Source organism: Pseudomonas sp. CCI1.1, from assembly GCF_034348165.1.
Classification (GTDB): Bacteria; Pseudomonadota; Gammaproteobacteria; order Pseudomonadales; family Pseudomonadaceae; genus Aquipseudomonas; species Aquipseudomonas paracarnis.
This window is the reverse complement of the sequence record NZ_CP133780.1, coordinates 3163445-3185800: the sequence shown is the minus strand read 5'-3', so window position 1 is coordinate 3185800 and position 22356 is coordinate 3163445. Positions and strand designations below refer to the sequence as shown.

The 22356-nt window shown below is 58.5% G+C and carries 20 protein-coding genes, 1 tRNA gene and 1 pseudogene; 20 read left to right on the top strand and 2 right to left on the bottom strand.

Features of this window, described 5'->3' with window-relative positions; genetic code table 11:
* Nucleotides 1-32 precede the first annotated feature (32 nt).
* The 20 genes from aspS to RHM69_RS14210 all read left to right on the top strand — a co-directional run bounded on the left by aspS (nucleotide 33) and on the right by RHM69_RS14210 (nucleotide 19659).
* The gene (gene aspS, locus RHM69_RS14305; protein ID WP_032895509.1) at nucleotides 33-1808 is read left to right on the top strand and encodes an aspartate--tRNA ligase; all 1776 of its coding nucleotides are present in this window, start codon (nucleotides 33-35) and stop codon (nucleotides 1806-1808) included.
* A gap of 135 nt (nucleotides 1809-1943) precedes the next feature.
* Complete coding sequence (locus RHM69_RS14300) at nucleotides 1944-2690, top strand: YebC/PmpR family DNA-binding transcriptional regulator (RefSeq protein ID WP_003193870.1); 747 nt, start codon at nucleotides 1944-1946, stop codon at nucleotides 2688-2690.
* A gap of 171 nt (nucleotides 2691-2861) precedes the next feature.
* Nucleotides 2862-3386 carry a crossover junction endodeoxyribonuclease RuvC gene (gene ruvC / locus RHM69_RS14295; RefSeq protein ID WP_019821257.1) on the top strand — a complete coding sequence of 175 codons (525 nt, stop codon included), beginning with the start codon at nucleotides 2862-2864 and terminating at the stop codon, nucleotides 3384-3386.
* A 70-nt stretch (nucleotides 3387-3456) separates the two neighbouring features.
* The gene (ruvA, locus tag RHM69_RS14290; protein WP_003193868.1) at nucleotides 3457-4068 is read left to right on the top strand and encodes a Holliday junction branch migration protein RuvA; all 612 of its coding nucleotides are present in this window, start codon (nucleotides 3457-3459) and stop codon (nucleotides 4066-4068) included.
* A complete protein-coding gene (gene ruvB / locus RHM69_RS14285; protein ID WP_003175801.1) occupies nucleotides 4069-5127 on the top strand; it encodes a Holliday junction branch migration DNA helicase RuvB in 1059 nt (352 codons plus the stop codon).
* Nucleotides 5128-5266: 139 nt separating this feature from the next.
* A complete protein-coding gene (gene ybgC / locus RHM69_RS14280; protein ID WP_014719714.1) occupies nucleotides 5267-5722 on the top strand; it encodes a tol-pal system-associated acyl-CoA thioesterase in 456 nt (151 codons plus the stop codon).
* Between the two features lies 1 nt (nucleotide 5723).
* Nucleotides 5724-6419, top strand: coding sequence for a protein TolQ (gene tolQ / locus RHM69_RS14275; RefSeq protein WP_003193865.1), 696 nt, complete (start codon nucleotides 5724-5726; stop codon nucleotides 6417-6419).
* 23 nt (nucleotides 6420-6442) lie between these two features.
* On the top strand, nucleotides 6443-6895 hold the full coding sequence (gene tolR, locus RHM69_RS14270) for a protein TolR (protein WP_161793227.1): 453 nt from the start codon (nucleotides 6443-6445) through the stop codon (nucleotides 6893-6895).
* The gene (gene tolA / locus RHM69_RS14265; protein ID WP_003193863.1) at nucleotides 6895-7968 is read left to right on the top strand and encodes a cell envelope integrity protein TolA; all 1074 of its coding nucleotides are present in this window, start codon (nucleotides 6895-6897) and stop codon (nucleotides 7966-7968) included. Before tolR ends, tolA begins: the two co-directional genes overlap by 1 nt.
* Before the next feature lie 17 nt (nucleotides 7969-7985).
* Complete coding sequence (gene tolB, locus RHM69_RS14260) at nucleotides 7986-9266, top strand: Tol-Pal system beta propeller repeat protein TolB (protein WP_032874245.1); 1281 nt, start codon at nucleotides 7986-7988, stop codon at nucleotides 9264-9266.
* A gap of 55 nt (nucleotides 9267-9321) precedes the next feature.
* Nucleotides 9322-9822 (top strand): peptidoglycan-associated lipoprotein Pal, encoded by a 501-nt coding sequence (pal, locus tag RHM69_RS14255; protein ID WP_003193861.1) that lies wholly within the window; start codon nucleotides 9322-9324, stop codon nucleotides 9820-9822.
* A 6-nt stretch (nucleotides 9823-9828) separates the two neighbouring features.
* Entirely contained in the window at nucleotides 9829-10659 is an 831-nt protein-coding gene (ybgF, locus tag RHM69_RS14250; protein WP_014719713.1) for a tol-pal system protein YbgF, read from the top strand.
* 164 nt (nucleotides 10660-10823) lie between these two features.
* Nucleotides 10824-11471 (top strand): 7-carboxy-7-deazaguanine synthase QueE, encoded by a 648-nt coding sequence (gene queE, locus RHM69_RS14245; protein ID WP_020302705.1) that lies wholly within the window; start codon nucleotides 10824-10826, stop codon nucleotides 11469-11471.
* Nucleotides 11472-11594: 123 nt separating this feature from the next.
* Nucleotides 11595-11670, top strand: a tRNA-Lys gene (locus RHM69_RS14240).
* Nucleotides 11671-12252: 582 nt separating this feature from the next.
* On the top strand, nucleotides 12253-13947 hold the full coding sequence (gene leuA / locus RHM69_RS14235) for a 2-isopropylmalate synthase (protein ID WP_038451337.1): 1695 nt from the start codon (nucleotides 12253-12255) through the stop codon (nucleotides 13945-13947).
* Between the two features lies 1 nt (nucleotide 13948).
* The gene (locus RHM69_RS14230) at nucleotides 13949-14689 is read left to right on the top strand and encodes an AraC family transcriptional regulator (RefSeq protein WP_014719710.1); all 741 of its coding nucleotides are present in this window, start codon (nucleotides 13949-13951) and stop codon (nucleotides 14687-14689) included.
* Nucleotides 14690-14899: 210 nt separating this feature from the next.
* Nucleotides 14900-16402: a TolC family protein gene (locus RHM69_RS14225; protein WP_102666485.1), complete on the top strand. Its 1503-nt coding sequence runs from the start codon at nucleotides 14900-14902 to the stop codon at nucleotides 16400-16402.
* Nucleotides 16399-17571, top strand: coding sequence for an HlyD family secretion protein (locus RHM69_RS14220; RefSeq protein ID WP_032902745.1), 1173 nt, complete (start codon nucleotides 16399-16401; stop codon nucleotides 17569-17571). The genes RHM69_RS14225 and RHM69_RS14220 overlap by 4 nt, the downstream gene beginning before the upstream one ends.
* Entirely contained in the window at nucleotides 17564-19111 is a 1548-nt protein-coding gene (locus tag RHM69_RS14215; protein ID WP_200599566.1) for an MDR family MFS transporter, read from the top strand. Before RHM69_RS14220 ends, RHM69_RS14215 begins: the two co-directional genes overlap by 8 nt.
* 86 nt (nucleotides 19112-19197) lie before the next feature.
* Entirely contained in the window at nucleotides 19198-19659 is a 462-nt protein-coding gene (locus RHM69_RS14210; RefSeq protein WP_014719706.1) for an SRPBCC family protein, read from the top strand.
* A gap of 35 nt (nucleotides 19660-19694) precedes the next feature.
* Here RHM69_RS14210 and RHM69_RS14205 read toward each other — a convergent pair.
* Both RHM69_RS14205 and RHM69_RS14200 read right to left on the bottom strand, forming a co-directional pair.
* A pseudogene (locus RHM69_RS14205) lies at nucleotides 19695-19781 on the bottom strand (outer membrane lipoprotein carrier protein LolA); the annotation flags it as partial.
* 46 nt (nucleotides 19782-19827) lie between these two features.
* Nucleotides 19828-22251, bottom strand: a complete 2424-nt coding sequence (locus RHM69_RS14200; RefSeq protein WP_014719705.1) for a hypothetical protein — start codon at nucleotides 22249-22251, stop codon at nucleotides 19828-19830.
* Nucleotides 22252-22356 lie beyond the last annotated feature (105 nt).

The following is a 22356-nucleotide window of genomic DNA, read 5'->3' as shown; positions in this document are numbered from 1 at the left end:
AATTTCGAATTACGAGAAGTGAAACCACGACCATGATGCGCAGCCACTATTGCGGCCAACTGAACGAGACCCTGGAAGGTCAGGAAATCACCCTTTGCGGATGGGTTCACCGTCGCCGCGACCACGGCGGGGTGATCTTCCTCGATATCCGTGACCGTGATGGTCTGGCCCAGGTGGTGTTCGACCCGGACCGCGCCGAGAGTTTTGCAGCCGCCGACCGCGTGCGCAGCGAATACGTCGTCAAGATCACCGGCAAGGTACGCCTGCGTCCGGCCGGTGCCGTGAACAAGAACATGGCGTCCGGCGGCATCGAAGTACTGGGCTATGAGCTGGAAGTGCTGAACGAGTCGGAAACCCCACCGTTCCCACTCAACGAATACTCCGATGTGGGCGAAGAAACCCGCCTGCGCTACCGCTTCCTGGACTTGCGTCGTCCGGAAATGGCCGAGAAGCTGCGCCTGCGTTCGCGCATGACCACCAGCATCCGCCGCTTCTTGGATGAAAACGGCTTCCTGGACGTCGAAACGCCGATCCTCACCCGGGCCACCCCGGAAGGCGCGCGTGACTACCTGGTACCGAGCCGTACCCATGCCGGCAGCTTCTTCGCCTTGCCGCAATCGCCGCAGCTGTTCAAGCAACTGCTGATGGTGGCCGGTTTCGACCGCTACTACCAGATCGCCAAGTGCTTCCGTGACGAAGACCTGCGCGCTGACCGCCAGCCGGAATTCACCCAGATCGACATCGAGACCAGCTTCCTCGATGAAACAGAGATCATGGGCCTGACCGAGCAGATGATCCGCAACCTGTTCAAGGAAGTGCTGGGCCTGGAGTTCGGCGAATTCCCGCACATGACTTTCGAAGAAGCCATGCGCCGCTACGGTTCCGACAAGCCAGACCTGCGTAACCCGCTGGAACTGGTGGACGTGGCCGACCAGCTCAAGGACGTCGACTTCAAGGTGTTCAGCGGCCCAGCCAACGACCCTAAATGCCGCATCGCCGCCCTGCGCGTGCCTGGCGGCGCGAGCATGCCGCGCAAGCAGATCGACGATTACACCAAGTTCGTCGGCATCTACGGTGCCAAGGGCCTGGCTTACATCAAGGTCAACGAGCGCGCCAACGGCGTCGACGGCCTGCAATCGCCGATCGTGAAAAACATCCCTGAAGCCAACCTGAACACGATCCTTGATCGCGTCGGTGCGGTTGACGGCGACATCGTGTTCTTCGGCGCCGACAAGGCCAAGATCGTCAGCGAGGCCCTGGGCGCGCTGCGTATCAAACTCGGCCACGACCTAAACCTGCTGACCTGCGAATGGGCGCCGATGTGGGTTGTGGACTTCCCGATGTTCGAAGAGAACGACGACGGCAGCTTCAGCGCCTTGCACCACCCGTTCACCGCACCGAAGTGCTCCCCTCAAGAGCTGGAAGCCAACCCTGCAGGCGCGCTGTCCCGTGCCTACGACATGGTGTTGAACGGTACTGAACTGGGTGGCGGTTCGATCCGTATCCACCGCAAAGAGATGCAGCAAGCGGTCTTCCGCCTGCTGGGCATCAACGAAGCGGAACAGGAAGAGAAATTCGGCTTCCTGCTCGACGCCCTGAAATACGGCGCGCCGCCGCACGGTGGCCTGGCGTTCGGCCTGGACCGTCTGGTGATGCTGATGACCGGCGCCCAGTCGATCCGTGAAGTGATCGCCTTCCCGAAAACCCAGAGCGCTGCGGACGTCATGACCCAGGCGCCGGGTGTGGTGGATGCCAAGGCCTTGCGCGAGCTGCACATCCGCCTGCGCGAGACGCCGAAGGCTGAGTAAGGCTGCAGCGTGAAAGCGCGATAAGGTTGTACGCAGTCAAAAAGGCGCATCTTCGGATGCGCCTTTGCGTTTAAAAGAGGGAAATCTCGCCTGGGGCGGGATTGATAAGGTTTCTAGAGAATTCGGAGTTGTGTTATGGCTGGCCATTCCAAGTGGGCGAACATCAAGCACCGCAAAGAGCGTCAGGATGCCAAGAAGGGCAAGATCTTCACCAAGTGGATTCGCGAACTGACCGTCGCGGCCCGCCAGGGTGGCGGTGACCCGGGCTCTAACCCGCGTCTGCGCCTGGCGCTGGACAAGGCGCTGGGCGCCAACATGAGCCGCGACATCATCGACCGCGCCGTGGCTCGTGGTGCTGGTGCGGCCGACACCGACGATATGGTCGAGCTGACCTATGAAGGCTACGGCCCGGGCGGCGTGGCGGTGATGGTCGAATGCATGACCGACAACCGCAACCGTACCGCGGCAGCCGTACGTCATGCGTTCAGCAAGTGCGGCGGCAACCTCGGCACGGATGGTTCGGTGGCCTACCTGTTCGAGCGCAAGGGGCAGATCACCTTCGCACCGGGCACCGATGAAGACGCGCTGATGGAAGCCGCAATGGAAGCGGATGCCGATGACGTCGTGACCAACGAAGACGGCTCCATCGACGTGTTTACCTCGTTCGCCAGCTTCTACGCCGTGCGCAACGCCCTGGAAGCCGCTGGTTTCAACGGCACCGACGCAGAAATCGTGATGCTGCCGACCACCAGTGCCGAACTGGACCTGGACGGTGCGCAGAAGGTGCTGAAGCTGCTGGACATGCTTGAAGACCTGGATGACGTGCAGAACGTGTATTCGAATGCCGACATCCCTGAGTCTGTGGCCGAGCAGCTCACTTAAGAACGATGAATATCCACTGTGGGAGCTGGCTTGCCTGCGATAGCATCACCTCGACTTGACAGAAGCACCGAGGTGCCCGCATCGCAGGCAAGCCAGCTCCCACAGGGGTTCTATGCTGTTACACAAATGTGTGCCTGGCACATGCCGTTGTAAATCCAACCCGCAGGCGTTATGACTTTAATCCTAGGTATCGACCCCGGTTCGCGCATCACCGGATTTGGCGTGGTGCAGCAGACCCCACGTGGCTGTGTGTACGTCGCCTCGGGCTGCATCCGCACTGGCGCAGGGGAATTGGCCGAGCGGCTGCAGATCGTCTATCGCGGCGTTCGTGAAGTCATCCAGACCTACGGCCCGGTCACCATGGGCATCGAAAAAGTGTTCATGGCCAAGAATGCCGACTCGGCGTTGAAGCTCGGCCAGGCCCGTGGCGCTGCCATCGTAGCGGGTGCCGAGGAGGGCATGGAGATCGCTGAATACACCGCGACCCAGGTCAAGCAGGCCGTGGTCGGCACCGGTGGCGCCAACAAGGAGCAGGTGCAGATGATGGTCATGCACATGCTCAAGCTCACGTCAAAGCCACAGATCGACGCCTCGGATGCCCTGGCCATCGCCATTTGCCATGCCCATACCCGCTCCAGCCTGTTGCCTCACGGCTTGGGCGCAGCACGTAGTCGTGGCGGGCGCCTGCGTCTCTGATAGCATCAGCGCAATCGTTATTTTTGCGGTCAGGCTCCGATCTGACCCCCCAGCTTTAAGGATCTGAACCGTGATTGGACGCTTGCGCGGCACCCTGGCTGAGAAACAGCCGCCGCACCTGATTCTGGATGTGAATGGGTTGGGTTATGAGCTGGAAGTGCCCATGACCACCTTGTATCGCCTGCCGTCGGTCGGCGAGCCGATAACCTTGCACACGCATTTAGTGGTGCGCGAAGACGCGCAACTACTCTATGGTTTCATCGGCAAGCGCGACCGCGATTTCTTCCGCGAGCTGATTCGTCTCAATGGCGTGGGGCCCAAATTGGCCCTGGCCTTGATGTCGAGCCTGGAAGTGGATGAGTTGGTGCGTGCTGTATCGGCCCAGGATACCTCGGCCCTGACCAAGGTGCCGGGCGTCGGCAAGAAAACTGCCGAGCGCTTGCTGGTCGAGCTCAAGGACCGCTTCAAAGCCTGGGAGGTGGTACCGAGCATGTTCGCCTTGGTACCGAACCAGCCGGATATGCCGGCGGCCCAGGTCGCCAGCGCCGAAAGCGATGCGGTCAATGCGCTGATCTCCCTGGGCTACAAGCCTCAGGAAGCCAGCAAGGCCGTATCGGCCATCAAGGACAAGAACCTGAGCGCTGAAGACATGATTCGCCGTGCCCTGAAGGGAATGATTTAAGTGATTGAAGCCGATCGTCTGATCGCGGCCACCGGCCCGCGTGACCGTGAAGAAGTCCAGGACCGGGCCATCCGCCCGCTGAGCCTGGCCGATTACATCGGCCAGCCCACCGTGCGCGAACAGATGGAGTTGTTTATCCAGGCCGCGCGCGGGCGCAGTGAGTCCCTGGACCACACCTTGATCTTCGGCCCGCCCGGGTTGGGCAAGACCACCCTGGCCAATATCATCGCCCAGGAAATGGGCGTGTCGATCAAGTCCACCTCCGGCCCCGTGCTGGAGCGTCCTGGAGACCTGGCGGCGCTGCTGACCAATCTTGAACCCCATGACGTACTGTTTATCGACGAGATCCATCGGTTATCACCGATTGTCGAGGAAGTGCTGTACCCGGCGATGGAAGACTTCCAGCTTGACATCATGATCGGTGAAGGCCCTGCGGCCCGCTCGATCAAGCTCGACCTGCCGCCATTCACCCTGGTGGGCGCGACCACCCGTGCGGGCATGCTGACCAACCCGCTGCGAGACCGTTTCGGCATTGTTCAACGTCTAGAGTTCTATAGCACCGCCGATCTGGCGACCATTGTCAGCCGGTCGGCGAGTATCCTCGGCTTGCCCCTGGACCCGGAAGGCGCCTTTGAAATCGCTCGACGCGCTCGCGGTACGCCACGAATTGCCAACCGTTTGCTGCGCCGCGTGCGAGACTTTGCCGAGGTGCGTGCCAAGGGCCACATCACCAAGGCCGTGGCGGACCTTGCCTTGAACCTGCTGGATGTGGACGAACATGGTTTTGATCACCAGGATCGACGCCTACTTTTGACCATGATCGAGAAATTCGACGGTGGCCCGGTGGGCGTGGACAGCCTGGCCGCAGCCATCAGCGAAGAGCGCCATACCATTGAGGATGTGCTGGAACCGTACCTGATTCAGCAGGGCTACATCATGCGAACCCCGCGGGGCAGGGTGGTGACGCGTCATGCTTACCTGCACTTTGGGCTAAACATTCCGTCACGATTGGGAGAGATGCCCGTGGTAGACGAATTCCTCGATGCGGTAGACGATTAAAAAGCTTACGCCGGACGATTTATCTGAGCTTTGTGCTGTCCCAGTGTCTGGCGTCGTCATTTGAATCACTGCAAAAGCGTTCAGGAATGAAAAAACAGTTGCCCAGCCAATTGGCAACCTGAGGAGTAAGCACTAGAGTATGCGCGCGCAAAACGGGGATCAGTCGTTCGCACATCGCTGTCGCGTTTATTACGAGGACACCGATGCCGGCGGCATCGTTTATTACGTCAATTACCTGAAATTCATGGAACGGGCTCGAACCGAGCGGCTGCGGGAGTTGGGTTTTGCCCAATCCGAGCTTGTAGGCGAGGACCTGTTATTCGTCGTGCATTCCAGCGAGGCGCGGTATTACGCGCCGGCGCGACTGGACGATGAGTTGCTGGTCAGCGCTGAAGTCATCGAATTGAACCGTGCCAGCCTGCGTTTCAAACAGCAGGTCAGGCGGGCCACGGATGCAACGCTGCTCTGTGAGGGGCAGTTCCTGGTGGCGTGTGTGCGCACCAACAGCTTGAAACCTCGGGCCATTCCCGAAACTCTACGCGCGGCCTTTGCCGCCGTGAGCGGCGCGGGTCAACAATCAAAGCAGGAGATTTAGCGTGGAACCTACCGTCGTCGACCATTCCTCCATGTGGAGCCTGGTCAGCAATGCCAGTGTCGTGGTTCAACTGGTCATGCTGACCCTGGTAGCCGCATCGGTTACCTCTTGGGTCATGATTTTTCAGCGCAGCAACATGTTGCGCGCCGGTCGACGTGCCCTGGAGAGCTTTGAAGAGCGCTTCTGGTCGGGTATCGACCTGTCCAAACTGTACCGCCAGGCCGGCAGCAACCCGGACCCGGATTCGGGCGTCGAGCAGATCTTCCGTGCCGGCTTCAAGGAGTTCTCGCGCCTGCGCCAGCAGCCGGGTGTCGATCCTGAAGCGGTGATGGAAGGTGTGGCCCGTGCCATGCGCGTGGCCATCTCCCGCGAAGAAGAGAAACTTGAGCAGGGCCTGCCGTTCCTCGCCACCGTGGGTTCCGTCAGCCCGTATATCGGCCTGTTCGGTACCGTATGGGGGATCATGAACTCCTTCCGCGGCCTGGCCCAGGCGCAGCAAGCCACACTGGCCACCGTGGCCCCGGGTATTGCCGAAGCCCTGATCGCCACCGCGATCGGCCTGTTCGCCGCTATCCCCGCAGTAATCGCCTACAACCGTTTCGCCGCAACCAGCGAAACCTTGATCGGCCGTTACTACACCTTCGCCGATGAATTCCAGGCGATCCTGCACCGTAAAGTGCACACCAGCGAAGAATAAGCAGGTAATTCCCAATGGCTTTAATCGCTCGAGCTCGCAAAAAGCGCAAGCCGGTCGCCGAGATGAACGTAGTGCCTTACATCGACGTGATGCTGGTGCTGCTGGTGATCTTCATGGTGACCGCGCCGATGCTCAACCAGGGCGTGAAGGTTGATCTGCCCAAGGTTTCCAGTGAAGCCTTGCCGCAGGACAACAACACTCAGGTCCTGACCATTTCGATCAAGGCTGACAAGACCTATTACTGGAACCTTGGCAGCGAAGTCGACACGCAAAAGCAGCAGGACAAGGCCCTGACGTTGCCGGCCATGACCGATGCTGTGACCAAGATCATTCGCTCCGGCAACGAAGGCGGCAAGCACACCCAGGTGTTTATCCGGGGTGACAAATCGGTCGACTACGGCTCCGTCATGGGCGCCATGGGCGGGCTGCAGAAGGCCGGCGTCGGTAACGTTGGCTTGATTACCGAGGCGCCCTGATGCAGCAACAGCGAGAGCCGTCCGCCTCGGAAAGCTACTTCTGGCCTGGCGTGTGGGCAATAGCCCTGCACGTCCTGGTGTTCGGCATGCTGTTTGTCAGCTTTGCCATGACCCCGGACCTGCCGCCAGCCAAGCCGATCGTGCAGGCGACCCTGTATCAGCTGAAATCGAAAAGTCAGGCCACCACCCAGACCAATCAGAAGATTGCGGGTGAGGCCCAGAAGTCGGCTGCGCGCCAGACTGAAGTCGAGCAGATGGAACAGAAGAAGGTCGAGCAGGAAGCGGTGAAGGCTGCTGCGGAACAAAAGAAAGAAGAGGCGGCTCAAAAGGCCGAGGAATCGAAAAAGGCTGACGAAGCCAAGAAAGCCGACGAGGCGAAAAAGGCTGATGAAGCCAAGAAAGCCGAGAAAGCTGCCGAAGCCAAAAAGGCCGAAGAGAAACAATTGGCTGATATAGCCAAGAAGAAATCGGAAGAAGAAGCCAAAAAGGCTGCCGAAGAAGAGGCCAAGAAAAAGGCCGCTGAAGAAGCCAAGAAAAAGATAGTCGAAGACGCGAAGAAGAAAGCCGCCGAAGACGCCAAGAAAAAAGCTGAAGCAGACGAGGCGAAGAAGAAAGTCGCCGACGAAGCGAAGAAGAAAGCTGCCGCCGACGCCTCCAAGAAGAAGGCCCAGGAAGCAGCACGCAAATCCGCCGAAGAGAAAAAGGCCCAGGCCCTGGCAGATTTGCTTTCCGACACGCCGCAGCGTCAGCAAGCCTTGGCCGATGAGCGTGGCGATGAAGTCGCGGGCAGTTTCGACGACCTGATTCGGGCGCGGGCAGCGGAAGGCTGGACACGTCCACCTTCGGCACGTAAAGGCATGACAGTAGTGCTGCAGATCGGCATGTTGCCGGACGGTACGGTGACTTCGGTCAGCGTGGCCAAGTCCAGTGGTGACGGTTCGTTCGACAGTTCGGCGGTTGCCGCGGTCAAGAATATTGGCCGGTTGACCGAGATGCAGGGAATGAAACCAAGTGACTTCGCTCCCTATCGTTCATTCAAGATGACATTCACACCTGAGGATCTAGCCTTGTGAGAAACCTTCTTCGAGGAATGCTTGTCGTTATTTGCTGTATGGCAGGGATAGCGGCGGCGGATGAAAAGAACATCCTGGTTACCAGCGGCAGTGATCGGGCCACACCGATTGCGGTAGTTCCGTTCGGTTGGCAGGGCGGCAGCGTGCTGCCGGACGACATGGCCCAGATCGTCAGCGACGACCTGCGTAACTCCGGTTACTACGCGCCAATTCCAAAAGGCAACATGATCAGCCAGCCAACCCAGGCCAGCGAAGTCATCTTCCGTGACTGGAAGGCCGTCGGTGCCCAGTACCTGATGGTCGGCAGCATCACGCCGGCCGGCGGTCGCCTGCAGATCCAGTACACGTTGTTCAACGTGGCCACCGAGCAGCAGGTGTTGACCGGCAGCGTATCGGGTACCGCCGAGCAACTGCGCGACATGGCCCACTACATCTCGGACCAGTCGTTTGAGAAGCTCACCGGTATCAAAGGGGCGTTCTCGACGCGCCTGTTGTACGTCACCGCTGAGCGCTTCTCGGTAGACAACACCCGCTACACCCTGCAGCGCTCGGACTACGACGGTGCACGTGCAGTGACCTTGCTGCAGTCCCGTGAGCCAATCCTGTCGCCGCGCTTCGCGCCGGATGGCAAGCGTATTGCCTACGTATCGTTCGAACAGCGTCGTCCGCGCATCTTTGTGCAGCACATCGATACTGGCCGTCGTGAGCAGATCACCAACTTCGAAGGCCTCAACGGTGCGCCAGCCTGGTCGCCGGATGGTTCGCGCCTGGCTTTCGTGCTGTCCAAGGACGGTAACCCGGATATCTACGTGATGAACATGGCCTCGCGTCAACTCTCGCGTGTGACCAGCGGCCCGGGCATCAACACCGAACCGTTCTGGGGTAAGGATGGTTCGACCATCTACTTCACCTCCGACCGTGGCGGCAAGCCTCAGGTCTACAAGGCAAATGTGAACGGCGGCGGTGCGGAACGTGTGACCTTTATTGGTAACTACAACGCCAACCCCAAGCTTTCGGCCGATGAAAAGACGTTGGTGATGATTCACCGTCAGGATGGTTTCACTAATTTCCGGGTTGCGGCCCAGGATTTGCAGCGCGGAACCGTAAAAATCCTTACAGATACCAACCTTGATGAGTCAGCCACTGTTGCGCCCAACGGCACCATGGTAATCTACGCCACCCGCCAGCAGGGCCGGGGAGTCTTGATGCTCGTGTCCATCAATGGACGCGTAAGGCTCCCACTTCCTACCGCACAAGGCGAAGTCAGAGAACCATCCTGGTCCCCTTACCTGAACTGACGCGGCGCTACAAAAAGAAGTACTTAACACACTGGGGTTCATTAGGAGTTTCACGATGGAAATGCTGAAGTTTGGTAAGTTTGCTGCTCTGGCTCTGGCTCTGTCCGTAGCCGTTGGTTGCTCCTCTAAAGGCGGCGACAATGCCGGTGAAGGCGCAGCTGTTGATCCAAACGCTGGTTACGGCGCCAACACTGGTGCGGTCGACGGCTCCCTGAGCGAAGAAGCTGCTCTGCGCGCAATCACCACTTTCTACTTCGAATACGACAGTTCGGACCTGAAGCCAGAAGCCATGCGCGCTCTGGACGTTCACGCCAAGGACCTGAAAGCTAACGGCGCTCGCGTTGTTCTGGAAGGTAACACTGACGCCCGTGGTACTCGTGAGTACAACATGGCACTGGGCGAGCGTCGTGCGAAAGCCGTTCAGCGCTACCTGGTACTGCAAGGTGTTGCTCCAGGCCAACTGGAACTGGTTTCCTACGGTAAAGAGCGTCCAGTTGCAACTGGCAACGACGAACAGTCGTGGGCTCAGAACCGTCGCGTCGAACTGCGTAAGTAATTCGTCATGCGAACGTGCCGTCGTGCTCTGACTGTATTGGCTCTCAGCTTCGCACCGCTTGCGGTGTGGGCTGCGGTTCCTGTAACGGATAGCAACTCAGGCTATAACAATAGCGGGAGCAGTTATCCGCCAGCAGGTTATGGCACGAACGGCGCCTATGCGGGGGGAGCGGCTACGTCCGCTCCCTCGGCACAGGGCGAGCTGTTCAACCAGCTGCAACGCATGCAGGATCAATTGGCCCAGCAACAAGGCGCCATTGAAGTGCTGCAGAACCAGGTGAACCAGCTCAAGCAAGAAGGCCTGGAGCGTTACCAGGATCTTGATCGTCGTATTGGAGCCGGTGTTGCACCTGCCGCTACTCCTGATAATTCTGCTGCCGGTGGCGCGCCAAGCGCCGCTGCCGGTGGCGCAGCAGCAGGGGCCGCCGCGGCTGCCCCTGCCGCCAGCAGTGAACCGGGTGATCCGGCGAAGGAAAAACTGTATTACGATGCAGCCTTCGACCTGATCAAGGCCAAGGATTTCGATAAGGCCAGTCAGGCCTTCACCGCTTTCCTGCGCAAGTACCCCAACAGCCAGTACGCGGGCAATGCCCAGTACTGGTTGGGTGAGGTCAACCTGGCAAAGGGTGATTTGCAGGGCGCGGGCCAGGCTTTTGCCAAGGTCAGCCAGCTGTACCCCAAGCACGCCAAGGTGCCGGATTCGCTGTACAAACTCGCTGACGTAGAACGCCGCCTGGGTCATACCGACAAGGTCAAAGGCATTCTGCAGCAGGTGGTTGCCCAGTATCCGGGTACCTCCGCGGCGCAGTTGGCCCAGCGGGACCTGCAACGCTTGTAAGCAATGCAGCCCGTTCAGAAGAAACCCGCGCTTGTCGCGGGTTTTTTCGTTAGAATCCACGCCCTTTTATGAAACACGCTTCCTGGGGTTGACGCGTTGGCGCAATCCCTTGAAGTGCCTGACGGAGGCGGACAGCCTGTTTAGCTGTTACGCCCGTGGCGACTATGCAAGACACATTACGTATTACCGAAGTCTTTTACTCGTTGCAGGGTGAAACGCGCACTGCTGGCCTTCCCACCGTATTCGTACGGCTCACCGGCTGCCCATTGCGCTGCCAATACTGCGACAGCGCCTACGCCTTCAGCGGCGGTACCGTGCGCACCCTCGACGACATCCTGGAACAGGTTGCCGGCTACCGGCCGCGCTACGTCTGCGTGACGGGCGGTGAGCCATTGGCGCAACCCAATGCCATCCCATTGCTCAAGCGGCTGTGTGACGCCGGCTACGAGGTCTCGCTGGAAACCAGTGGCGCCCTGGACATCTCTGCGGTCGACCCGCGTGTCAGCCGAGTGGTCGACCTCAAGACCCCCGACTCCAAGGAAGCCCACCGCAACCGCTACGAGAACATCGACTTGCTGACGGCTAACGATCAGGTCAAGTTCGTCATCTGTTCCCGCGACGACTATGACTGGGCGACTTCCAAGCTGATCCAGTATGGCCTGGAGCGTCGTGCGGGCGAGGTGCTGTTCTCGCCCAGCCATCACGACCTGAACGCCCGGGAGCTGGCCGACTGGGTAGTGGCGGACAACCTGCCGGTGCGCCTGCAATTGCAGCTGCACAAGTACCTGTGGAACGACGAGCCAGGGCGCTGATCAGGCGGCTGCGAGAGGCGTTCTACCCACCGAATTACCGTTCAAATGCGTTTTTTCTGATTTATTTCAAATAAGGTGTTGAATAATCCTTAGAAATCAGTATTATACGCGCCACCACACAGCGGGTCGTTAGCTCAGTTGGTAGAGCAGTTGGCTTTTAACCAATTGGTCGTAGGTTCGAATCCCACACGACCCACCATTTTTGGCGGTTTAGAAAATCCGGAAGGCCCACGCAAGTGAGGATTTCCGGGTTTTTTTTTGCCTGTTATTTGGCATCACCGACTGGACGGTGAGCCGTCCCTTGCTCAGATTCCCGCTCTCGTCCAAAAAAAAGTCCTGTCAGTACTTTGAAAGAGCGAACTATAGAAAAGGGCTCAGCTAATCGGCTGATATGAATAAAGAAAAATAAAAAGGACCGACCTTGATTCACGGTGACCTGTCCCGTCCTGTGCGTAACCCACAGGTATCAAATCACGTGTGTTTAGAAATCCCGAGAGCCTCACACCAGTAAGGCTCTCGGTTTTTTTTTGCCGGCAGAAATGTTTTCCCTGGCTCCTTGCCGGTAACTCGTGCTTTTAAGTCTTCGATTGTTGACTTTCATGCCTTTGCGCAATTTTTTTTGGTTTTTTCAGTCTGCTTGGGTTTTTTTTGGTTTTTCTTATTCCACAAACTCAACAACGCAATTTGTATCAAACTATGTTCGTTTAGTATTGGATCCAATCAGTCGGCATCGCCGACGGTGTGTCTGACACAAACAAACTGCTGAAAAAGGAGAAACGCCATGATGCTCAAGGACCCTTCCCGCAAATATCGCCACTTCACCACGGTCAACCTGCCGGATCGCACATGGCCCAGTACTGTCCAGGTTGCCGCTCCTACCTGGTGCAGTGTGGATATGCGCGATGGCAACCAGGCGTTGATCGAGCCGATGAATGCCGAGCGCAAGCGGCGTTTCTTCGATTTGCTGGTGAAGGTCGGTTTCAAGCAGATCGAGGTGGGCTTTCCTGCCGCTTCGCAGACCGACTTTGACTATGTCCGTGAGCTGATTGAAAGCGGTGCGATTCCTGATGATGTGACGATTCAGGTCATGACCCAGGCGCGCAGCCACCTCATCGAGCGCACGTTTGAGGCGTTGAAGGGCGCGCCTCGCGCTATCGTGCATGTTTACAATGCGACGGCGCCGGTGTTCCGGGACGTTGTCTTCAATGTGGACAAGGCGGGCTGCATCGAGATTGCTACCCAGGCAACTCGGGAGATCAAGCAGCACATGGACGCAAACCCCGATACGCAGTGGACGTTCCAGTATTCCCCGGAAACCTTTTGCTTCACCGAGCTGGATTTTGCACTGCAGGTGTGTGAAGCGGTGACAGATACGTTCGGCCCGACCCCGAGTAACAAGATGATCCTGAATCTGCCTACCACTGTGGAGGTGTCTACCGCCAATGTCTTCGCCGACCAGATCGAATGGTTCTGCCGGCACTTCAGTCGCCGGGACAGTGTGGTCATCAGCGTGCATCCGCACAATGATCGGGGCACTGGGGTCTCCACCGCGGAGCAGGCGTGCCTGGCTGGTGCCGAGCGTGTCGAGGGCACGTTGTTCGGTAACGGTGAGCGCACTGGCAACGTAGATATCCTCACGTTGGCGATGAACCTCTACACCAGCGGCATCGATCCGCAGTTGGATTTCTCCGACATCCTGCACGTCCAGCGTGAGGTGGAATTCTGCAATCAGTTGCCGACCCATCCTCGTCACCCTTACGCCGGTGAGTTGGTGTTTACCGCATTCTCCGGCTCGCACCAGGACGCGATCAAGAAAGGCTTTGCGGCGCGCCAGGCCAATCCACAGGGCATGTGGGAAGTACCGTACCTGCCTATCGATCCTGCCGATATGGGCCGTAGCTATGAAGCGGTAATTCGCGTAAACAGCCAGTCGGGCAAGGGGGGCGTGGCCTATCTGTTGGAGCAGCACGGCATTGTGATGCCGCGTCGCTTGCAGATGGAGTTCAGCAGCCTGGTACAACAGGAAGCGGATGGCTCCGGCCAGGAAATCAGTGGCGAGATGATCCTTGCCTGCTTCACCCGGCATTACCTGGAGCAGGGCAAGCCTTACGCGTTACGAGCCCCCAAACTGGTGAGCGAGGGCGATGTGACTTACCTGGAGGCCACCCTTGAACAAGGCACACAGCGCATCGACTTGAGTGGCGAGGGCAACGGCCCGCTTGCGGCGCTGGTCGATGCGTTTGCCCAACGTGGCATTCATTTTGATATCGCCGATTACCACGAACATGCCACCCGTGACGGTGCCCAGGCTGAGGCGTTGGCCTATGTGGAAATTCGCGTGGGCAACCAGTTGCTGTTCGGCGCCGCTCGTGATGGCAGTAGCCTGCTCGCTTCCCTCAAAGCGGTCACCAGTGCGGTCAATCGTGCATCGCGCCTGGGCTTGCTCAGCCTGGTGAATGCTGCGGTGCCGTCCTGAGATGAACGCGCATACCGCATTGGCGGCACTTGCCGGTAATTATGGCCACGGTGACATCGTGGCCTCGCATCGACATGACGAAGGCCAACTGGTCTACGCCATCAACGGTGTGATGCTTGTGTCGGTGGAGGAGACCACCTGGGTGGTACCTTCCGGGCATGCGCTGTGGGTGCCTTCAGGTTTGGAGCATCAGATCCGCATGACCGGCGAAGTGCGCATGCGCACTTTGTTGATCTCGCCGGGAGCGCACCGTCGTTTGACGGAGGAATGCGAGGTCATCAGGGTTTCACCCTTGTTGCGCGAGCTGATTGTGGCTGCGGGCGATGAGCCTGACAGCCAGGCGGCGTCGTTGCGTCATGTGCAGATTGTGGAGCTGATTTTCTCGGAACTTGACCGTGCGCAAAGGGTGCTGGCTCACGTGCCGATACCGGACGAGCCGAGGCTCAAGTCACTGTGTGCGGACTTTATCGACAACCCTTCTCAGGAGTCGAAACTGGAGAGTTGGGCGGTGCAGCTCAATATGAGTTCACGCACCCTGGCTCGGCTGTTCCAGAAAGAGTTGGGCATGAGTTACGGCGAGTGGCGCAAGCGCACGCGGCTGCTGCTCAGCATGCAGCGGCTGGCCAGTGGTGCTTCCATCCTGGAAGTGGCATTGGAGCACGGTTACCAGAGTCCGAGTGCATTTACCGCGATGTTCAAACGCACCATGGGCTACACCCCGAGTAACTGTCGCTTGGTCTGAATCTACCTGGCGATAGCACCACCTCCTTTTCAACATGGCCCCGCCTCCAGGCAGGGCCATGTTTACCTGTGCCTGGTGTATGGAGCCTGCGGCGCAGAGGGCGCGCCGGCACATTGTCCCAATCGAAACGATGGTTGTCTGGAACTCGGGAGATGCGCAACCCGTTGCTCTCTTACCCTGCGTCTCTACTTGGCATTCTGGATTTCTTCGATGGGTTCGCCTTCTCTTTTCCCACGGCATTGCCGTCTTTCGCTGCTTGGCATGGCGGTGGCGTTATTGGCGGGTTGTTCGTCCTGGGTCGCCCATACACCGGCACAGCCACATCCGGAACGCATCAATGCCCTGAGTCACCTGCCCCAAGGTGTCTCGGCCCAAGCGTTACCTGAGCGCTGGTGGCAGTTGTACAACGATCCGCAACTCGACGCGCTGGTGCAAAAGGCCCTGCTGCACAACCGCGACCTGGCGGCGGCCCAGGCCCATGTGCAGGCGATGCTGGCCGGGATCCAGCAGGCCGATGCCGAGCGCTGGCCGTCCACCCAGGCGTCACTGGGTGCCGCTTACGGAAAGACGGCCGATGACCAGACGCTGGCCAAGGCCACCGATAGCCATGCGCCGTCAGAGTGGGCATTCAACCCAGGCTTCGAGCTGGCTTATCAAGTGGATGTCTGGGGCCAGGTTCAGCGCACCATTGAACGTGCCCACGTGCAAACCGCAGCGGCGCAGGATGCCGAAGACTTGCTGCGCATCACAGTCGTGGCGCAAACCACTCGCGCCTATGTGAATGCCTGCGCCCTGGGCGCGCGTGCCAAGGTCCAGCGCCATTCGTTGGACGTGGTCGCGCATAGCCTGGCGTTGACCGATCGCCAGCGCCAGGCCGGTGTGGTGACAGACCTTGAATACAGCCGCATGCAAGCCCTGCAAGGCGAAACCCAGGCGCTGCTGCCGATGTTGGAGGCGCGTCGACAAGCCGCGCTCTACGAATTGGCCATGCTGACGGGCGTCGCTGATCTTGAACAAGGCTCTGGCGCCGCAACGTGTGAAGTGGTGCCACAACTCAATGCCGAGTTACCGGTGGGCGATGGCTGGCAATTATTGGCACGCCGCCCTGACGTCCGGCAGGCCGAGCGCGCGTTGCAGGCGGCCACGCTGCAAGTGGATATTGTCCAGGCCGACCTGTACCCCAAGGTGACGTTCGGTGCTTCAGTGTCCTCCTCGGCCAACAAACCTCATGAGCTGGGGGACAGCCGTGCGGTGATGTTCGGCATCGGCCCGCTGATTACCTGGCAGTTCCCTAATTGGCAGGCCAACCGCGCGCGAGTCAAGCAGGCACGGGCACTCGAGCAGGTGGAGGTCGCACAGTTCGAGGCCAGCGTCCTCAAGGCCCTCAAGGAGGTGCGCCAGGCCCTGGCGTTGTACGACGGCGAGCGGCAGCGCCACGCGGCCTTGAGCCGGGCGCTGGACAGCAGCCGCCAAGCCTACAAGTTGGCCCAATTCAACTATGACGCAGGTTCTATCGACTTTCTCGACGTGCTGGACAGTGAGCGAGAACTGATCCGCTTGCAGGCCACGCGCGCCGACGCCGATGGCCAGTTACTGCAACGCCAGATCGGCCTGTTCCGTGCCCTTGGCGGCGGTTGGCAGTCCGGCGCCGTCGAAACCCCGGCCGCTGCGCCCACCCATGCGTCCATCCCTTCTTCCGGTACCCAGCCATGAATATCGCCGTTGATGAAAAAACTGCAGTCCAGGACGAGCAGGAGAATGTGCTCGAGCAACTCATGCATGCGCGTAAGCAACGGCGAAAAAGAAACCTGATCCTGCTGGGCGGCGCCGCGCTGTTGATCGCGGCGGTGGTGTTCGGCGTGTATTGGATGACCGTCGGCCGCTACCTGGAGCAGACCGATGATGCGTATGTGCGGGCCGACTGGATTCCCATCAGCCCGAAGGTCTCAGGCTACGTGGCCGAGGTGATGGTAGAGGACGATCAGCCGGTCAAGGCGGGGGATGTGCTGGTGCGCATCGAGGACCGTGACTACCAGGCCCGTTTGGCACAAGCCCGCGCAGAACTGGCCGAGACCCAGGCCTCGGTGGCGGCGCAAGAGGCCAACTTGAAAGTCACTGACAGCCTGATCGCCCAGCAAAAGGCCGGCGTTGCCCAGGCTGAGGCTCACGCCCGCAGTGTGGCCGCTGAATTGCGCCGCGCAAGCCTGGACCAGCGCCGCTATGAAGGCTTGGTGCGCGAACACGCCGCCAGCGCCCAGCGCTTGGAAACGGCCGCCGCCAGTTACACCCAGGCCAGTGCCGCAGTGGAAATGGCCAAGGCCATGCAACGCCAGCAGGAAACCCGCTTGACCGTGGCCGTCACCCGCCGTCAATGGGCCCAGGCCTCGCTCCAGCAACAGATAGCCCGGCGCAGCCAGGCTGAGGCGCAGTTGAACCTGGCGACGCATGCCCTGGAAGACACCTTGATCCGCTCACCCATTGACGGCGTGGTGGGGCAGCGCAAAGTGCGTACCCGCCAATACGTCGCGCCAGGGTTGCCGCTGCTGGCGGTGGTGCCCTTGCAGCAGGCTTACGTCGTGGCCAACTACAAAGAAACCCAATTGCGCGATATGCGTGCCGGCCAACCGGTGGATATCAGCGTCGACAGTTATTCGGGACGCAAGCTCAAAGGCCATGTGGTGAGCTTCTCGCCAGGCTCTGGGGCGGTGTTCGCACTGTTGCCGTCGGATAACGCCACCGGCAACTTCACCAAGATCGTGCAACGCTTTCCAGTGAAAATCGTCATTGATGAGCATGACGAAGGCGGACCTATCCTGCCGGGCATGTCGGTCATCACCACGGTGGACACCCGCCCAGATAAGCAGGGCGCTGCACATGACTGAATCGGCTGAAAAGAGCGTCTCCTTTCGCGCCTGGGTGGCCGTGATCGGTGGGCTGTTCGGTTGTTTCATGGCCGGCATGAACGTGCACGTGACCAGCGCCGCGCTGCCGGAGATCGAAGGCTCCCTGGGGGCGACGTTCGAAGAAGGCTCGTGGATTTCCACCGCCTACCTGGTCGCGGAAATCGTGATGATCCCGCTGACCGCCTGGTTGGTGCAGGTGTTCTCTCTGCGGCGTGTGATGCTCGTGGGCTCGTTTGTGTTTTTGGTGGCGTCCATTGCCTGCTCCTGGGCGCCCAACCTGCAAGTGATGATCATCATTCGGGTGATCCAGGGCGCCGCCGGCGCAGTGCTGATTCCCTTGTCATTCCAGCTGATCATCACTGAACTGCCGCCCAGCAAGATCGCGATGGGCATGGCCTTGTTCGCGCTGTCCAACAGCGTCGCCCAGGCCGCCGGGCCGTCCATTGGTGGCTGGCTGACCGATGCCTATTCCTGGCGCTGGATCTTTTACCTGCAACTGGCCCCCGGCATTCTCTTGCTGTTGGCGGTGGCATGGTCGATCGATGCCAAGCCCATGCAGTTGAGCCTGCTCAAACGCGGCGATTGGGGCGGGATCATCGCCATGATCGTCGGCCTGGGTGGCTTGCAGATCGTGCTGGAAGAAGGTGGCCGCAAGGACTGGTTTGGCTCCGATTTCATTGTGTGGATGTCACTGGTGGCCGGCGTGGCCCTGGTGTACTTCGTGCTGTCGCAGTTGTATGGCAGTCGCTCTTTCATCAACCTGCGCCTGCTCAAGAGCTACAACTTCGGCGTGGCCAGCGCAGCGATGTTCATCTTTGGCGGGGCCACTTTCGGCCTGGTGTTCCTGGTGCCCAATTACCTGTCCCAACTGCAGGGCTACAACGCCCGGGAGATTGGCATCAGCCTGATCGCCTACGGCATGGTGCAGCTGGTACTGGCGCCGTTCATGCCGCGCCTGATGAAGTGGCTCAACCCGAAACTGATGGTCGCCAGTGGCTTTTTCATTATGGCCCTGGGGTGCTACCTCGGCGCGCACCTGGACGTGGACAGCGCCGCCAACGTGATTATTCCGTCCACCGTGGTACGGGGCATCGGGCAGCCGCTGATCATGGTGGCGCTTTCCGTGCTCGCGGTGTCTGGCCTGGCCAAAGATGAAGCCGGCTCCGCCTCGGCCTTGTTCTCCATGCTGCGCAACCTGGGTGGTGCCGTGGGTACCGCGGGCCTGACGCAGATCGTGGCCATGCGCGAGCGCTTTCACTCTGAGCGGGTAGGGGAGTCGATCACGCTGTTTTCCCCGTCCTTTCAGGAGCGCCTGCGCGCCAGCATGGCTGACAGCGAGGCTTTTATCTTCAACCAGCTATTACCCGCTCAACAGCAGGTCCTTGAGGGCTTGATCCACACCGTGCGTCGTGAGGCGTACCTGATGGCCTACAGCGATGCGTTTTATGTGTCCTGTATTGCGTTGATCGTGTGCGGGGTAGCAGCCTTGGCATTACGGCAGTCAGCCAAGAGCGGATAACCACGCCAAGCAGGTGTTGAACTTGTACAGCCCACTGCATTTGGTAGGCGCCCACTATCCGCCCTTCGGAAAAAAGGAGCTCTCTCATGCAACAACCCGATACCCTGGTCCGTAACCCGGTGGGCAACCCTGTCGTCGCCAGCGTCAGCGTGAATGCCGAAGCTCGCAGTGTGTGGAGTGTGGTCGGAGATTTCGCCGGTTTCGCGAAGTTTATTCCGGCCTTGTCTCATATCGATATGACGGGCGAGGGCGTGCGTTCGGTACGCAAAAAGCTGTTCAAGGACGGCAATGTGGTGATCGAGCAACTCAACAGCCATGACGACCAAGCCATGACCATGACCTGGTCACTGATCTACACCTCGCTGAACATCGGCAACCTGTGGGCGCTGATGGAGGTGGTGCCACAAGGCCCGAACCAGAGCCTGGCGACCTGGACCATCATTGGTCAGCCCTACACGGGCGGCAAGGAAGACGTACCGGCGTTCGAAGCCTTCCTGCAAGGCTTTGCCGATGACGCGATGAAGAACGTACAGGCACTCTTCAACTGACATGACGCGCAGGGTGGCACGCTGTGAATGTCCTAGGTAGGAGCGAGCTTGCTCGCGAAAAACCTGAGGGCGCCGCGTACTCTCAACATGCCAGCGTCATCGTTAACGTCTTTCGCGAGCAAGCTCGCTCCTACAGTGGGGTGGGCCTTCCCCGACAGTGCCCACCGTTTATGGTTTTGGAAAGGTCTCGGGTTTATAAGTAAAAGCCCACCATTTAAACGGATTCCAATGGGGGTTTTTCTTTGCCGGTTTGAAGTTTCTGTTTTTTGCCATTTCTCGGGAGACGTATTTTTCCGCTTCGGATCTGGCCAATGCCTTATCAGCGTCAGTCAGTGGAGTGTTCTGATTTTTTTTCAGGGTGTCCAGATAGATATTTTCTACTTTTACAATCGCAGCATTTATATCTTCCGGTACTAGGTTGGCGGTGAGGGTGCCGCTATAGCCCTTGACAGGGCGCCCTATGAGCTTCTGAAACTCCGCCGCGAAGGACGCATCTCCACCACTTGCAGAGTCACATGACAGTAGTCTTACGTTGTCAAACGTTTCCGGGTAAATGCCCGAGTCATGAAGTGTCTGAAGTAACTCTTGTGGCGTATTGAGTTTTCCGTTGTATGAAACTTTCGAGATGCCAGTAGCCGGGTCGACGCTTCCGTGCACCAGGATGTTGAGTCGTTCTTGACGGCCGTTTTTGTTGAAGTCGGTAAATGTATAAAGTTTTTCGTCAAGGGAATTTAGCTCGTTAAGCTCTCCACTTAGTACTACGTTTTTATCCACAGTGGAAAAAAGCGCTTCGCCGGTCGGTAAGTTCTCTACGGATGTCAGAAGTGAGCGCTTACTGTTTGGTATTTCGATTGTCGGAGGGACACCTTCACTGACGTGTGGTGTATCCGGTTCGCTTGGTGCGGTATTGGCGACGGAGGACACGTCGCTGTCATTCGCGGCGTTTACTTTCCTCACGAAATCAAAACGGTTGCTTTGCTCATTGTATTTCCAGCCGTAATGTTCGCTGCCAGCGATAGTCGATGCGGAGGGTGCTTCGCCCAACCCAGCCTCAGCTCCAAATGGTGTGAGTTCGTGCGCCAGCTGCAAGCCCGATATCACTGCAGCCGCTGTGCCGCCAACACGATCGTCGGCGGTCATACCATAAATGGAATCATGGGTACCGAAGACAATATTGCCCGCGTTTCCAAGGATGGGCACATAGCCGAAGGTGCGCCCCCATAATTCTTTGGCTTCCTTCCACGTTTGCTTCGAGGAACCAAATACCTCTGTTTGATCGGCCCACACGGCATTGTTGGCGTTGATCTTTTGATAATTGCTGGCAATACCAGAGTTCAGATCTCCAAATTTTAAATGGTAGGTTTTCTTTCGCGATTGAGTGTAATTAAATAACTCTCTAACCGGAATCTGTTTGTCGCTGAGTAGATTTTTGCGTCCCGGATAGTGCGCATGATTACCCTCAATCAAATTTTCGAGCACACTGCTCGCTGATGGCCAATGAGCATCCTTTCCGCCTTGTCTGTCTTCGGCGTTAAAGCTGGCTTTTAAGGCATCACGGTTGTCTTTGGCCCAACGAGCAAAATCATCGTCTCCGCGTATTTCGCTGACTGTGCCGTTCTTCAAGTCGAGCATCAGGCCTTGATTGGGGCGGGTGTCATAATTGCCGTGATAGTTGACATAAGGAATAAACGCATACCCGGCCAGTGGATAACCGTATATGTTGGGTATGACGACATTTCCCTTATTGTCTAGCGTGCGTTCAACGGCTGATCGGCCTTCAGGCGATAGCATTTTATACGCATCTTTGTCGTTACGCAGGCCTTGCAAAGTTCCCAGCACAACATAAGCATCGGCTTTTCCCGAGTGCTTCGCCAATTCGCCCGTCTCGTCGCTCATGGTGGAGGCGACATCATCTTGCCAATGATTTTGTAGCTTCGCACCCAGCGCTTCCAGATCGTTGATCTTGCTCCGGTCTTGCGGCTTGATTTCCATGGTCTGGAAGTTGAGCAGGCCACCTCCCGGTGGTTTATCGTGCTTAAGAGCACCGGCTGCAATTTCCCATGCAAAATAGGTGCGTGTATCGGTGTTGGTCTCGACTTCCGGCTTCCATTTTCCAACGTAACTTTTGAAGGTTACAGTGATTTTTTCATGCGGGTCGAACCCGGCAGCCAATAACCCGCCGCTGAAATAACCGGCAGGCTCCAGGAACGGGCGAGTTTTCTGGAACCTGATATTACTTTCGTTTTCTTCACCGCTTTCTTCTATTTTCTTGATTTGCGTGACAACACGGTCGGCGTAAGCGTCAATCCTCTGTAGCTGTTCCTGGTGCGTATAACTTGCTGTGGGAGGGGAAACGCTGACAGAGCCATAAATGACTCCCTTGGCGAAATCTAACTCATGGTCGGGGGCGGGCGCAGGGATCGTTTTTTGTCCCAGCCCCAGCTTTTTATCTTCCGAGGCGCTCGGCGCGTCCGGAAGTGTATTTTTGACTGGCGGTGCATCGTCAATTGCCCGAGTGGAGCGACGGTGTTCAGCATTTGTTGTATGGGGATAGTTGCTGAGTGGCTGTGGCACGGGCGAGAATATATTCATTGCTGGGTCACTTTATTTATATGAGATCAACGATATAGCTTTAAACGCAGTCGTTCGGCGGGCGTGTGTGCACTGCACTAACATGCCATACCCTTTTAACGGGCT